Source organism: Brevibacterium jeotgali (genome assembly GCF_900169175.1).
GTDB lineage: Bacteria > Actinomycetota > Actinomycetes > Actinomycetales > Brevibacteriaceae > Brevibacterium > Brevibacterium jeotgali.
Genome location: NZ_FXZM01000005.1, coordinates 193,087 through 206,261 on the forward strand (window position 1 = coordinate 193,087; position 13,175 = coordinate 206,261).

The 13,175-nt window shown below is 67.9% G+C and carries 12 protein-coding genes and 3 tRNA genes; 8 read left to right on the top strand and 7 right to left on the bottom strand.

The annotated features are described in order from the left end of the window. The first annotated feature begins 140 nt into the window (after nt 1-140). From BJEO58_RS06915 to BJEO58_RS06930, 4 genes are all read left to right on the top strand, one after another. Nucleotides 141-213 (top strand) — tRNA-Glu (locus tag BJEO58_RS06915). Nucleotides 214-258: 45 nt separating this feature from the next. Then, a tRNA-Asp gene (locus BJEO58_RS06920) sits at nt 259-332 on the top strand. 92 nt (nt 333-424) lie between these two features. Then, nucleotides 425-500 (top strand) — tRNA-Phe (locus BJEO58_RS06925). A gap of 175 nt (nt 501-675) precedes the next feature. Then, nucleotides 676-1,461: a helix-turn-helix domain-containing protein gene (locus BJEO58_RS06930; protein WP_101588735.1), complete on the top strand. Its 786-nt coding sequence runs from the start codon at nt 676-678 to the stop codon at nt 1,459-1,461. Nucleotides 1,462-1,607: 146 nt separating this feature from the next. Here BJEO58_RS06930 and BJEO58_RS06935 read toward each other — a convergent pair whose 3' ends face one another. Beyond that, nucleotides 1,608-2,819 (bottom strand): globin domain-containing protein, encoded by a 1,212-nt coding sequence (locus BJEO58_RS06935; RefSeq protein WP_101588736.1) that lies wholly within the window; start codon nt 2,817-2,819, stop codon nt 1,608-1,610. Between the two features lie 505 nt (nt 2,820-3,324). Here BJEO58_RS06935 and BJEO58_RS06940 point away from each other — a divergent pair. The 3 genes from BJEO58_RS06940 to BJEO58_RS06950 all read left to right on the top strand — a co-directional run bounded on the left by BJEO58_RS06940 (nt 3,325) and on the right by BJEO58_RS06950 (nt 5,867). Further along, a complete protein-coding gene (locus tag BJEO58_RS06940) occupies nt 3,325-3,528 on the top strand; it encodes a cold-shock protein (protein ID WP_101588737.1) in 204 nt (67 codons plus the stop codon). A gap of 107 nt (nt 3,529-3,635) precedes the next feature. After that, nucleotides 3,636-4,775, top strand: a complete 1,140-nt coding sequence (locus BJEO58_RS06945) for a fatty acid desaturase family protein (RefSeq protein ID WP_101588738.1) — start codon at nt 3,636-3,638, stop codon at nt 4,773-4,775. A gap of 69 nt (nt 4,776-4,844) precedes the next feature. Further along, entirely contained in the window at nt 4,845-5,867 is a 1,023-nt protein-coding gene (locus BJEO58_RS06950) for an acyltransferase family protein (protein ID WP_180951858.1), read from the top strand. A 21-nt stretch (nt 5,868-5,888) separates the two neighbouring features. Here BJEO58_RS06950 and BJEO58_RS06955 read toward each other — a convergent pair whose 3' ends face one another. Together BJEO58_RS06955 and BJEO58_RS06960 are read right to left on the bottom strand one after the other, a co-directional pair. After that, complete coding sequence (locus BJEO58_RS06955) at nt 5,889-7,157, bottom strand: MFS transporter (protein WP_101588740.1); 1,269 nt, start codon at nt 7,155-7,157, stop codon at nt 5,889-5,891. A gap of 60 nt (nt 7,158-7,217) precedes the next feature. Then, nucleotides 7,218-8,036, bottom strand: coding sequence for a DUF8083 family protein (locus BJEO58_RS06960; protein WP_101588741.1), 819 nt, complete (start codon nt 8,034-8,036; stop codon nt 7,218-7,220). A gap of 216 nt (nt 8,037-8,252) precedes the next feature. Here BJEO58_RS06960 and BJEO58_RS06965 point away from each other — a divergent pair, with 216 nt between their 5' ends. Further along, nucleotides 8,253-8,447 (top strand): DUF3073 domain-containing protein, encoded by a 195-nt coding sequence (locus BJEO58_RS06965; RefSeq protein WP_101588742.1) that lies wholly within the window; start codon nt 8,253-8,255, stop codon nt 8,445-8,447. Nucleotides 8,448-8,566: 119 nt separating this feature from the next. Here the strand turns inward: BJEO58_RS06965 and purM are convergent, their stop codons facing one another. The 4 genes from purM to BJEO58_RS06985 form a co-directional block, all read right to left on the bottom strand. Next, nucleotides 8,567-9,676: a phosphoribosylformylglycinamidine cyclo-ligase gene (gene purM, locus BJEO58_RS06970; protein WP_101588743.1), complete on the bottom strand. Its 1,110-nt coding sequence runs from the start codon at nt 9,674-9,676 to the stop codon at nt 8,567-8,569. A 2-nt stretch (nt 9,677-9,678) separates the two neighbouring features. Continuing rightward, entirely contained in the window at nt 9,679-11,199 is a 1,521-nt protein-coding gene (gene purF / locus BJEO58_RS06975) for an amidophosphoribosyltransferase (RefSeq protein WP_373270410.1), read from the bottom strand. A gap of 13 nt (nt 11,200-11,212) precedes the next feature. Then, on the bottom strand, nt 11,213-11,665 hold the full coding sequence (locus BJEO58_RS06980) for a hypothetical protein (RefSeq protein ID WP_101588745.1): 453 nt from the start codon (nt 11,663-11,665) through the stop codon (nt 11,213-11,215). Between the two features lie 64 nt (nt 11,666-11,729). After that, the gene (locus tag BJEO58_RS06985) at nt 11,730-13,172 is read right to left on the bottom strand and encodes an aldehyde dehydrogenase family protein (protein WP_101588813.1); all 1,443 of its coding nucleotides are present in this window, start codon (nt 13,170-13,172) and stop codon (nt 11,730-11,732) included. Nucleotides 13,173-13,175: the final 3 nt, after the last annotated feature.

Genomic DNA, 13,175 nt, shown 5'->3' on the forward strand with positions numbered 1-13,175 from the left:
GCGGAAGCTCCGAAGTTCCGCGGCGGGGATCGGCAGAGGAATCTGTGACGGAGGACACGGCTGATCTGATTTGCGAACCGCCTGAAGATGGGGCTAAGCTTACGGAGGTTCGCAGGCCGAAAGGCGGTAGACCGCTAGAAGCCCCCATCGTCTAGTGGCCTAGGACACCGCCCTTTCACGGCGGCGACACGGGTTCGAATCCCGTTGGGGGTACGTGTACGATAGGCGTTCGCGCTCATCACACGCACAAATGAATATGGCCCTGTAGCGCAGTTGGTTAGCGCGCCGCCCTGTCACGGCGGAGGTCGCGGGTTCGAGTCCCGTCAGGGTCGCGGAGCATGAGGCTCTTCTGTCGCAGAAGAGCCTTTGTTCTTTCATCGGCCAACATGTTCAGCCTCGGCTGATCAGGTCGACAATCGAATATGGCTCTGTAGCTCAGTTGGTAGAGCGTTCGACTGAAAATCGAAAGGTCACCGGATCGACGCCGGTCGGAGCCACCATCACGAAGAAGCCCTCTGGTTCGCCAGGGGGCTTCTTCGTGCCCTCGTGACTCCGGCCGGCGCGGCGAGGTCACGACCGGTATCCACGTTCCGACGAGCCGCGCTCTCGGTGCGCCGTTCGAAGTCCGGCGTCAGGGCGTCGAGGTTCCAGACAGTGGGACGCCACCGTCCAACGATGCTCATGCACCGCGAGGCCTCCGTGCCCCGCACCTACACTGACGGCATGCCGCGCCGGGTCGATGACTACAGGGGGCTCACACAGGTGAGCCGCCTCCGACTGCTGCAAGCCGTGCACCGGCAGCCCGGTCAGCAGCTGCGAGCTCTCGCCGACGATGCCAGCCTCCACATCAACACCGCCCGCGATCACCTGCGCGTCCTCGAAGAGGAGGGCCTCGTCGTGAGCGCTCCCGTCGAAACCGGCAGGCGCGGTCGACCGCCGATGGGCTACTCCCCCGTGACCCGCGCCGAGCACAACCCGGAGGCCGAGCGCCGCGCCGGCGACGCCAGATCCCGCGGATCGATGCTGCGCGCCATCGAACCCGATCTCGATCACAGCGACGACCTGGGCGATGACGCCGTCCACCAGCTCGATGCACTGTACGAGCATCTTGACGATGCGGGACTCGAACCGGACGTCGACGACCACGATCTCACGGTGGGGCTGGTCCCCTGCCTCTACCAGGAGCTCATCGATACGGACCGCCCGCTCGTGTGCTCCGTCCACGCCAAGCTCGTCCGCCACCAGCTCGAGCAGGTCGCCGGACCGCTCGAACTGAGAAGGCTCCACCCCTTCGTCGGGCCGGACCGCTGCGTCCTCGTCCTGGGGCTTGCCGGCGAGGGCCCACGGGTGAAGAGACCGGGCGGGATCGACGGCGACAAGGACGACGCCGAGCTCGAGCAGCACGCGGCGGATGCAATGCGCTCACTGCAGGATCGACGCCGGGACGAGCAGCGCCACTAGCGGCATCGCCCACCCCCGGTGGAACGCCACGTCACCCACCTCCGCGACCTGCCGGTCACCGGTTCGAAACGCCGCGCCCGGACACGGCGCTTCGAGCCGGTGGTCGGGCATATCCGATCAGCCGAGCCCAGGTGGGCTCAGGTGCTTCAGCCCTCCGGGTTCCGCACCCAGAGATCCGGCCCGAAGACCTCGTAGTGGATGCTGTCGCTGGGAACGCCCTGCGAGATCAGGGTGCGCCGGGCTATCTGCATGAAGGGCAGCGGTCCGCACATGAACACCTGCGCCTCGGCCGGCAGCTCCACGTCGGTGAGGTCCATGAAGCCCGAGCGCGCGGGATGCAGGGTCGGGGCGGACTCCGCCTCCTCCTCGTACCAGTTCTGCGCCTTCGCGTCGGACATCGCCAGCACCTGCCGGCGCAGACCGTCGTACAGGGCGTGCTGGCCGTGCGACTTGTCCGCGTGGAAGAGCCGCACCGTGCGGTCCGGCTGCCGGCGGGACAGGTCCTCGAGGATCGCGGCGACAGGCGTGATCCCGATGCCCGCGGACACGAGGACGACCGGCGAATCGGACTCATCCAGGATCACGTCGCCGGCAGGCTGCGACACGTCGAGGACCGTACCGGGCACCGCGTTCTCGTGGAGCCACCCGGACACCTGGCCATCGGGCGCACCGTCGACACCGCGGACCCGCTTGATCGTCACGCGGATCGAATCGCCGCGCGGCCCGGACGAGATCGTGTACTGCCGCGGCTGCCGCGTCCCACCGGGGACATCGACGGCGATCGCGACGTACTGGCCCGTGCGGTGGCTGGGGATCTGGCCCGACACCGGTGCCAACAGCAGGGAGAAGACCTCGTCGGATTCCTCGAAGCGCTCAACCACGCGGTACTGCCGCCACGGCTCCTCCGGGTCGGTCCCCGCTTCCGCATACAGCTTCGCTTCCTCCGCGATGAGCGACGTGGCGAACAGCCAGTACACCTCGTCCCACGCCTGGCCGACCTCCGGCGTCACCGCGTCGCCCAGCACCTTCCCCACCGCACCCAGCAGGTAGCGGCCCACGATCGTGTACTCGCGCGCCTTGATGCCCAGGGACACGTGCTTGTGCGCGATCCGCTGCATGATCGGGGTGAAGTCCGGCGCGTCCGGATCGATGAGGTTCACCGCGAAGGCCACCACAGAGGCCGCGAGCGCCTTGGGCTGCTCCCCGACCGCCTGATTGGCGACGTTGAACACGTTGAGCAGCTCCGGGTGCGCGTCGAACATGTCGCGGTAGAAGACGGTCGTGATCTCCTCCGCATGCGCGGCGACGACCTCCGCCGTCGCTGCGACGACGGCTTCAGAATCAGGGGACAGCTTCATGGGGTGCCTTCCTCTCGTGGTCACGGTGGGTGAGTACGGTCCGATCCTCCTCCGCCGCGCGATTGCGCGCCTCCGGTTCGACCGTGATTATTCGGGATCCTGCCGATGCATCGAATCCGATCCGCCGTGCTAGGATGAAATCAATCGGTGCGGCAGCCAGACGTCCACAAGGCGTTCGAAGCCACTACCGCTGAGTCAGTCGGAGAGCCACTCCGGTCGACATGCCCCTCTGTACCCGGCGAATATTCGACCAGCCGTCAAGGCCCGACGAAACGATATTTCATCTTCTTCACTCGCTTCACCTCTCACCATCCGCAGGCAGGCACTGCACGCACCGTTGCGTGCCCCACCAAGCCGCCTCCACGGATGACCCTCACCCGTCCGGCGCACAGCGTCGGATGCACCGCACACTCTCAGGTGTGCATCCCCCAGATCTCCGGACCGGTAATCGGCTCGGAAAACACGGTCACTCAGGTGGGTGGCCCGTACACAAAGGATATGCAGTATGGCTACAGGCACCGTCAAGTGGTTCAACGCGGAAAAGGGCTTCGGCTTCATCGAGCCCAGCGATGGGTCCGCTGACGTCTTCACCCACTTCAGCGCTATCGAGGGCTCCGGCTACCGCAGCCTCGAAGAGGGTCAGGCAGTCGACTTCGACGCAGAGTCCAGCCCCAAGGGCATGCAGGCGACGCGAGTCCAGGCTCTCTGATCTTCAGTGAACGGGGGTGGAAGGTCTTTGACCTTCCACCCCCGTTCTCCATTCATCACACTGGGGCCCCGACAATGCTGCCCCACGACAAGAAGCGGTAGACATACATGCCTGCATCTGCTCCTTCAGAGCTCACGACTTCCCCCTCCTCCGCCAGCCCCATCACGAGTTCCCCCGCCCAGGAATCCGGCCTGGTGCATACGCTCCCGTTCCCCCCTCTGGCGAAGTCGTATCTGGAGGTCTCGAAAGTCGTCCGCGCCGAGGGTCTGCTCGCGCGGACACCGTGGTTCTACGCACTCATCGGTGCGGCTCTCGTCATCGGATTCATCGCATGCGGCGTGGGATTCGTCCTTCTCGGCGACAGCTGGTTCCAGCTCCTCATCGCTGCGGCTCTGGGCATCCTCTTCACGCAGGTCGCGTTCCTCGCCCACGAGGCAGCGCACCGCACCATCCTGTCGTCCGGCCCCGCGAACGATCGCCTCTCGATATTCTTCGGCGGGTTCGTCGGCATGAGCTACTCGTGGTGGGATTCGAAGCACTCGCGCCACCACGCGAACCCGAACAAGGTGCAGAAGGACCCGGACATCGCACCCGGCGCACTGTCATTCGTCGCGACGGACGCAGCTCAGACGAAGGGACCCATCAGGTGGCTGCAGAGCTACCAGGGCTGGCTCTTCTTCCCCCTCCTCACCCTCGAAGGGATCAACCTGCACGTCCAGGGGATCCTCCACCTGTGTTCGCGCGGCAAGGTCAAGCACCGCTGGATCGAGCTCACACTTCTCGCCATTCGCTTTCCCGCGTACCTCATCCCGCTCTTCATGTTCCTGCCGCTGGGCATGGCATTCGCGTTCCTCGGGGTCCAGCTGGCGGTGTTCGGCGTCTACATGGGCGCATCGTTCGCGCCGAACCACAAGGGGATGCCCATCATCGACCACAGCGTCAAGATGGACTTCTTCTCGAAGCAGGTCCGCACGTCCCGCAACATCCGGGGCGGCTGGTGGGCGACCTGGTTCATGGGAGGACTCAACTACCAGATCGAGCACCACCTCTTCCCCAGCATGCCGCGCCGGCACCTCGCGAAGGCCCGTCGGATCGTGCTCGAGAAGTGCCGCGAGCTGGGTGTCCCCTACACGGAGACCGGACTGCTCCAGTCCTACGGCATCGTCATCGGCTACCTCAATCGTGTGGGCCTCGCCGCGCGCGACCCGTTCGACTGCCCGATGATGGCTGAGTACCGCCGCGGCTGACCCGCACCATCACCGCCGAGGCCGGCCTCACCGCCCGGTGCTCCGTTCACCTCCCGTACGCTGATGGGGATGGCTGACACAGAGACCGCGCGGACCCGCGCCGGGTGGATGGACATGCTCCGCGGGCTCGCGGTGCTCCTCGTCGCACTGTTCCACATCCAGTACCCGGTCGCCGAGCGCGTGCCCGGGACTCCCGACGCACTGCTGCGGTTCGGGGAGGCGATGCAGCCGTTCCGGATGCCTCTGCTCTTCTTCCTCTCCGGACTCCTCCTGCCGCGCTCGCTGGCGAAGCCGCTGAAGACGTACACGGCGGGCAAGCTGCGCGGGCTCGTCTGGCCCTTCGCCCTGTGGACCGCCATCGTCGTCGTCTGCTTCGAAGTCCTCTGGACCGATGACGACCCGCTGCGGCTCTTCACAGACGTCCCGGCGATGCTCATGGGCTGGCAGCACATGTGGTTCCTGTCGGTCCTCATCGTCTGCTACGCAGTCGCGCCGCTCACCCGCTTCCTGCCGTCCTGGGCGCTTCCGGTCCCCCTGGCGATCGCCGCGACGTTCATCGTCTCCGACGGGTCATGGGCCGAGTACGGCCAGAAGGTCCTCTGGTACGGCGCGTTCTTCTTCGTCGGCGCGGCCGTGAGCAGGTATCTGCACACGTGGCAGCGACTGCACCCCGCACTGCCCTCGGCGATGCTCGCCTTCACCGTCGTGTGGGGATACATCGCAGCCCATGACCGCGAGCTGCGGACCGCGATGGGATTCTCGACGTTCCTCATATCGCTCGTCGGAGTGCTCGGCGTCCTGTGGCTGGCCCCGCGCATCCCTCGCATCAGGTTCCTCGAGTGGGCAGGACGCGGATCGATCGTCGTCTACCTGGTCAACCTGACAGCGATCACAGTCGCATTCGAGTCCATCGATGCACTCGGGATCACCGACGCCCGGGCAGTCGTCACGATCCTCTGCATCGCTGGGCTCGCCCTCCCGCTCGCTATGGTGCCGCTCGGCCGCACGGTCCTCTTCACGTGGCCCGCGCCGCCCGCCCCCGCACCGGCGCGGTCGGGCGACACGGTCAATCCGCGACGAACTCCGCGGTGATCGACCCGATCTCCTCACGGGTCAGGTCGTTCGCCGGCGCCGTCTCAGCGACTTCTCCCCGCCGCTGATGACGAGCAGCAGTCCTGCGAACCAGATCGCGCCTGCCGGCCCCACAGTGGAAGCGACGGCTCCTGCCGCCATCGGCAGAGCCACCTGCCCCAGCCGGTTCCCCATGAGCCGCACCGCCAGCGCGGTGCTCCGCCACGTCATCGGCACCGCCTGCACGATGAGAGTCATGGTGAGCGGCTGTCCCAGGCCCAGGAAGAACCCGCCGATGGCCATGAGCACGATCGTGACGGTCGGCCACATGAGAGTCGACGGAGTGGCGACGATCATGACGCCCGCACCCAGGAGACTGACGATCACGAGGTCTGACCGCCTGAAGCGCGCAGACAGCCACGGCAGGACGATCCGCGACAGGATCGTCGCGCCGGCACGCACCGCGAGGAACACGCCGACCCACACCGGGGACACGTCCTGCTGCTCCCCCACGACCGGGAGGAAGGCGATGAGCAGGTCCACCATCGCGAGCAGGGCGAGGGAGGCGACCATGTGCGAGGGAACCGACCGCACGCGCAGGATTCCGCGCATCGTGGGGGCTGCCGCAGAGGCAGCGGCAGCATCGGGCCCCGCATCAGCGGACGACTGCGGGGGCCTCGGCTGCGGGTCCTCCGCACCCGGTGCGCCAGCACTCGAGCCGGGCAGTGCCCGGCCGAGGAGCAGCGGGGCGATCACGGGAACCGCCGCCAGCGACACCGCCGCACCGACGAGCATGATCAGGCCGATGGCCGCAGTGCGGTCGCCCGGGCCTGCGTCCGCGCCCAGCATCAGGCCGCCGAGGACCGGCCCGATCAGCTGACCGACCGCGAACCCGGCCGTGAACCAGCCGAAGCCCCGATCCAGCTCTTCGGAGGGCAGATAGCGCGCGATGGCCGCCTGTCCCGCGATGGTGAACACGATGTGGGCGACACCCAGCACGACGGTGGCCAGGGCCACGACCCAGATCGTGGTCGCGATCGAGAGGAGCAGACAGGACGCGGAGAAGACCACCGCAGCCACGGCGACCAGGACGGACAGGCGGGGTGTCCTCTCCGTGAGCCGCCCCAGCCACAGCACGAGCACCAGGGGGAGCAGCGCATAGGCGGAGGTGACTGCGCCGACGACGCCCGCGTCCGCGCCCATCCCCAACAGCTGGTAGCTCACGGTGGGACGGACGAGGTTGAGCGTCGTCTGTGTGAGGATCGCCGACCCGACGAGGAGCCACAGCCAGCGACGACCGGACCCGCTCACGCCGCGCCCCGCGTCCCCCGCAGTCCTGCGATGTCCTTTCGCACGTCGGCTGCGTCTCCGTCAGTTCGCGCGCGCCTGCAGGCGCTGGGTCTCCACACCGTGCATGTACCGGCCGAAGGCGTTCGCGGCGCGCTCGGAGTCGTCATCGCCCAGTGCGGTCACGCATTCATCGACCAGCGCGCGCAGGTCGTTCTCCCAGTGGGCTGCGGACATCCCCCCGAGGTCGAGTTCGAGGATCGAGTTGAAGTCGAAGCCGTCCAACCACTCTGCGAAGTCGGAGACGATCGTCCCCGCACCGCCGGGTGGAGTGCTCTCCGCCAGGATGTCGCGCGCCCAGTCCACACGTGCGGAGGCGCTCATGATCTCCGCGCGCACGCGGATGCGCGTCGATCCGTCGGGACCCTCCTCCTCGATGACCTGGTCGACCGACTCGTCGAAGGCGAGCCACCACTGGAACGGGACGTGCCACGCGCCCATCTGCGCGTACACCAGGTCGCCGTCCTCGCGCCGCAGCCAATCCATCCGCTCCATCGACGCCTCACGGCGCACACTGCGCGGCACCAGCGGGTCGAGCAGAGCGTTGGGCACTGCTTCCTCCAGCTCGCGGATCGCGCTCCAGGACAGCACGTCCTGCTGGACGGGCCAGACCCTGTCGATCCCATCGGAGGTCTGCGAAGCAGGCAGGTACATGCGCATGCTCGGAGTCGCAGGAGGCATGGGTTCGGGGGGCAGCACGACCAGCCGGTCGTCCGCATCCTGCCGCAGTGCTGATTCGATCCGCTCTCTGTTGGCCTCCAGGCCGCCGCGCTGCCAGTCGGGATGGGCGGCAAGGGGCTCGAAGACCCGCAGACAGAGCTCGTACGGACGTGTGAATGACATGGGCACAAGCCTATCCGCGAGGGTGGTCCTCTGCGCCCAGGGAACGTCCGAAGCACCGCCCTCCGTCTGGAAGGGCAGTGTTCGAGCCCGGCTTCGGACCGTGTCCCGGAATGGCTACGGTTGCCGCGAAGAGGTAGGATGCTCCGGAGAACGATTCAAGACGGGCCAGGGACCTCATGTCACCCGCCCTGGATGAGCACGGAGGGGGTCAGGCCAGTGGGTCGCGGTCGCGCCAAGGCGAAGCAGATCAAGGTCGCTCGGAAGCTCAAGTACTACAGCCCGGACACGGACCTCAGCGCGCTGCAGCGTGAGCTGGGCAAGGAATCCGCGGTGTCGGATGACGACGACCTCTCGATGTACGCGGACACGTACGACGAGGTCGACGAAGACGACGACAGCGAGGAGCGCTGACGGGTACCGTCGTCACTCATGACGTGAGGGGCGGGAAGACCATCCGGTCTCCCCGCCCCTCACGCATTCACGGTCGAGGCTGACGCCCCGACGCCGCAGCAGGAACCGCTCACCCCCAGTCAGTCGGTGAGGATCGCAGCACCGGCGTCGACGCCCTTCGCACCCTGGACGTAGGCCTCGTCCGCACCGAAAGCTCCGTCGTCAGCGCGGACATCGCCCAGCTCCCAGGCTCCGGGGTAGGCGCTCAGCACGTCGTCGACGCGCTCGGGGTCGACTGCGAGCACCATGCCCACTCCCTGGTTCCACGTGCGCTCCCGGTCGAGTCGGGGGACGCGCCCGAGGTCGCCCAGCACATCGAACACTGCCGGCACGGTCCACGAGGCGCGGCGCATGACGCCCACCGTGCCCTGCGGGAGGACTCGTGCGACATTCGCGCTGAGTCCACCGCCCGTGACGTGGGAGATCGAGTGCACAGCGCCCGGAAGCTCTGAGATGAGCGCCAGCAGCGGGCCCGCGTACACGCGCGTCGGGGTGAGGACCTCTTCGCCCAGCGAGCGGCCGAACTCCGCGACCTCACGGTCCAACGACCAGCCGGTATCCGCGAGGATGCGCCGCACCAGCGAGTAGCCGTTCGAGTGCAGCCCCGAAGCCGGAAGGCCCACGAGCACGTCGCCCGCCTGCACACGATGAGCACCCAGGACCTGGTCGGCCTCGACGACGCCCGTCGCGGCACCTGCCACGTCGTACTCGTCGTCGCCCAGCAGGCCGGGGTGCTCAGCGGTCTCGCCGCCGATCAGCGCGACCCCTGCGCTCTGGCACGCTTCCGCGATGCCTCGGACGATCGCGGCGATGCGGTCCGGGACGACTCTGCCGCACGCGATGTAATCGGTCATGAACAGCGGCTTCGCCCCGATGACGACGATGTCGTCGACGACCATGCCCACGAGGTCGTGGCCGATCGTGTCGTGGATGTCCAGCTGCTGCGCCAGCGCGACCTTCGTCCCCACGCCGTCCGTCGACGTCGCGAGCTGCGGCCGGCGGTAGTCCTTGAGTGCAGTGGCGTCGAAGAGACCGGCGAAGCCGCCCACGCCGCCCACCACCTGAGGGGTGTGCGTCGCGGACACCGCCGCCTTCATCAGCTCGACTGCGCGGTCACCGGCCTCCACGTCCACGCCGGCGGCGGCGTACGTGGTGCCGGATGGCCGGGAATCGTCGTTCGAACGCGTCATCGTCATGTCCTCGTGTGTGTGAATTCCATCCCGGGGCCCTCCACCGGGATCGGGTAGCTGCCGGAGAAGCACGCCGTGCACAGGTCCTCGCGCGGCTGGCGCGTGGCGGAGATCATGCCGTCCAGCGAGATGTAGCCCAGGCTGTCCGCTCCCAGGTTCTGGCAGATCTCTTCCACGTCCAGGCCGTTGGCGATCAGCTCTGCGCGGCTGGCGAAGTCGATGCCGTAGAAGCAGGGCCACTTGACCGGTGGCGATGAGATCCGGACGTGGATCTCCTTCGCCCCCGCGGCGCGCAGCATCTTCACGAGCGCGCGCTGGGTGTTTCCGCGCACGATCGAATCGTCGACGACGATCAGGCGCTTGCCCTCGATGTTCTCGCGCAGCGGGTTGAGCTTGAGACGGATGCCCAGCTGTCGCAGCGACTGGGTGGGCTGGATGAAGGTGCGGCCCACATAGGCGTTCTTCATGAGCCCCTGCCCGAATGGGATGCCGGACTCCTCCGCGTATCCCACGGCGGCGGGCACCCCGGACTCCGGGGTCGCGATGACCATGTCCGCGTCGACCGGGTGCTCGCGCGCCAGGACGCGGCCCATCTCTGCGCGGGCGGCGTGGACGGTACGGCCCGCCAGGACGCTGTCCGGTCGTGCGACGTACACGTACTCGAAGACGCACTGTGCGAGCTTCTTCTCCGCGAAGCGCTCCGAACGCAGTCCGTCCTCATCGATCGCGATCAGCTCACCCGGTTCCACCTCGCGGACGAACGTCGCACCGACGATGTCGAGCGCGGCCGTCTCCGATGCGACGACCCAGCCGTTCTCCAGACGTCCCAGCGACAGGGGACGCACGCCGTGGCGGTCACGAGCGGCGTAGAGCGTTCCCTCGTCCATGAAGGTGAGGCTGAAGGCGCCCTCCAGCGACGGCAGCAGCTCCATCGCCGCGTCGTGCAGCGATGCCTTCTCCGAGGACCCGAGCAGCTTCGTGATGAGCGATGTGTCGCTCGAGGAGTCCCGGTGGCCGCGCGTGCGCAGGGTCTTGTTCGTCGCGCGCGCCACGGTCTGCTGGTGGTTCGCGTGCACGTCCTCCGCCATCGCCTCGAGGGTCTCGACATTCGTGAGGTTGCCGTTGTGGGCGAGGGCGAGGGCACCGAACGGAGTGGGTCCCAGCGTGGGCTGCGCGTTCTCCCAGGAGGACGCACCCGCTGTCGAGTACCGCGTGTGTCCGATCGCGATGTGACCGGGCAGGGTCTCGAGGTCGGACTCCCGGAAGACGGACGACACGAGCCCCATGTCGCGGTACACGAGGATCTGCTGGCCATTGCTGGCGGCGACCCCCGCGGACTCCTGACCACGATGCTGCAGCGCATAGAGGCCGAAGTACGTCAGCCTGGCCACTTCTTCACCGGGTGCCCAGACGCCGAAGACGCCGCACTCCTCCCCGGGTGGCGGTTCGAGGCCTTCGGGCCGTTCGGAGGACTGCGAGGGCGTGGGGGCGCTCGCGTCGCGGGCGACGCTGGACAGGTTCACGGCTGGCACGTCGTCATTGTTCCACATCGCCCTGGGGCCTCTGTTCGCCCTCTGCCGCCGACGCTGAGCCGTCCGCTCCGGCAGGGGACTGATCGTCTGCGGTGGACGCCGCGGCATTCCCGTTCTGCCCGAACTCGGGAGTCGCGCCGGCTGGAGCCTTCCTGGCGATGTACTCGCCCCGCACCGTGTAGGTGCGGACCTTCCGCGCGTTGAGGCGATCGAGGATGAGCGCCACCCCCAGCCCGAGCCCTGCGCCGAGCATGCCCAGCAGCAGCATGAGGAGCGCCATCGTCGCACCGATCGAATAGTCGCTCGTGAGCGCCGAGGTGTCCACGGGCAGAACGACCAGCACGCCTGCCGCGATGAATCCGAGGAGGACCCCCAGGAGGAGGAAGGCCCGGAAACGGGGCGTGCGGCGGACGACTACGTCGACGTCGTCTGTCATCCGGATATCGGGGTCGCTCATCGGCTCCTGCTCAGTGACGGGGTGACGGGATGCCCACCATTCTAATCGTCGCGGCGGATCCCGTTCACAGCTTGATGACGACGGTCTTCGTCTGCGTGTACTCGTCGAACGCCTCGATGGACTTCTCACGCCCGTACCCGGACTTCTTGTACCCGCCGAACGGCAGTTCGACGCCGCCGCCCGCGCCGTAGGTGTTCACGAACACCTGGCCCGCCTCGATCTCGTGCGCCAGACGGTGCGCACGCGACAGGTCCCGGGTCCAGACGGCGGACACCAGGCCGTACTCCGTGCCGTTGGCCAGCGCGAGGGCCTCCTCGTCGTCCTCGAAGGTCGACACCGCGACGACCGGCCCGAACACCTCTTCGTGGAAGATGCGCTGTGCGGGGTCCACCCCCGTGACGATCGTCGGGGAGACGAACGCACCGTTCTCCAGCACGCCGCCCAGCCCCGCGGGCCGGCCTCCGCCCACTGCCACCTGCGCCGGGTCGAGCTCGTTCAGGAACCCCTGCACGCGGTCCAGCTGCCTGCTCGAGACGAGCGGACCCAGACCCGGATCGTCGGTCCCGCGGCCCACGGTGATCTCCGCGACTGCCCGGCCCATCTTCTCGACGACCTCGTCGTGCACCGACGCGTGGACGAGGAGGCGGGCGCCCGCAGAGCAGGTCTGACCGGCGTTCTGGATGAAGGAGCGCACGAGGCTGGGCACCGCGCCGTCGATGTCCGCGTCCGGGAAGACGACGTTCGCCGACTTCCCGCCCAGTTCGAGCACGGTGGGGATGACGCGGTCGGCCGCCGCATGCGCGATGAGCGAGCCCGTCGCGGTCGAGCCCACGAACCCCAGATGCGCGACACCGGGGTGCTTCGCCAGCGCATCGCCGGCCTCCGCACCCAGCCCGACGACCACGTTGAAGGCGCCGCGGGGGAATCCCGCTTCCTGGATGATCTCCGCGAGGCGGACCGTGGTGCGCGGGGTCTCGTCGGCCGGCTTCGCCACGGCGCAGTTCCCGGTCGCCAGGGACGTCGCGGCCGCACGACCGATGAGCTGGAGCGGATAGTTCCAGGCGACGATGTGTCCGGTCACCCCGTAGGGCTCACGGCGGGTGTAGACGTGCATGTCGTCGGCCATCGGGATCTGTGCGCCGTAGTACGCCTCGATCGTGTGGCCGTAGTACTCGAAGTACCGGGCGCAGACGTCGACGTCCGCATACGCCTGGGTGAGCGGCTTGCCGGTGTCCTCCGATTCCAGGCGCGCCAGCTCCTCACGGTTCGCGCGGATCCGAGTCCCCGCCGCGACGAGGAGCGTCGACCGCTGCTCCGGTGAGCTGCGGCGCCATTCGCGCTGGGCCTTCGCCGCCGCCGCGACCGCTCGATCGACCTCGTCGGCGCTCGCGCGGGAGACATCGCCGATCAGATCCCCGGTGGCGGGGTCGATGTTGGGGTAGGTCTTCAGCGTGGGGAGGTGACGGCCGCCGATGAACGACGTGGTCTGCAGTGTGGGAGCGGTCATGAG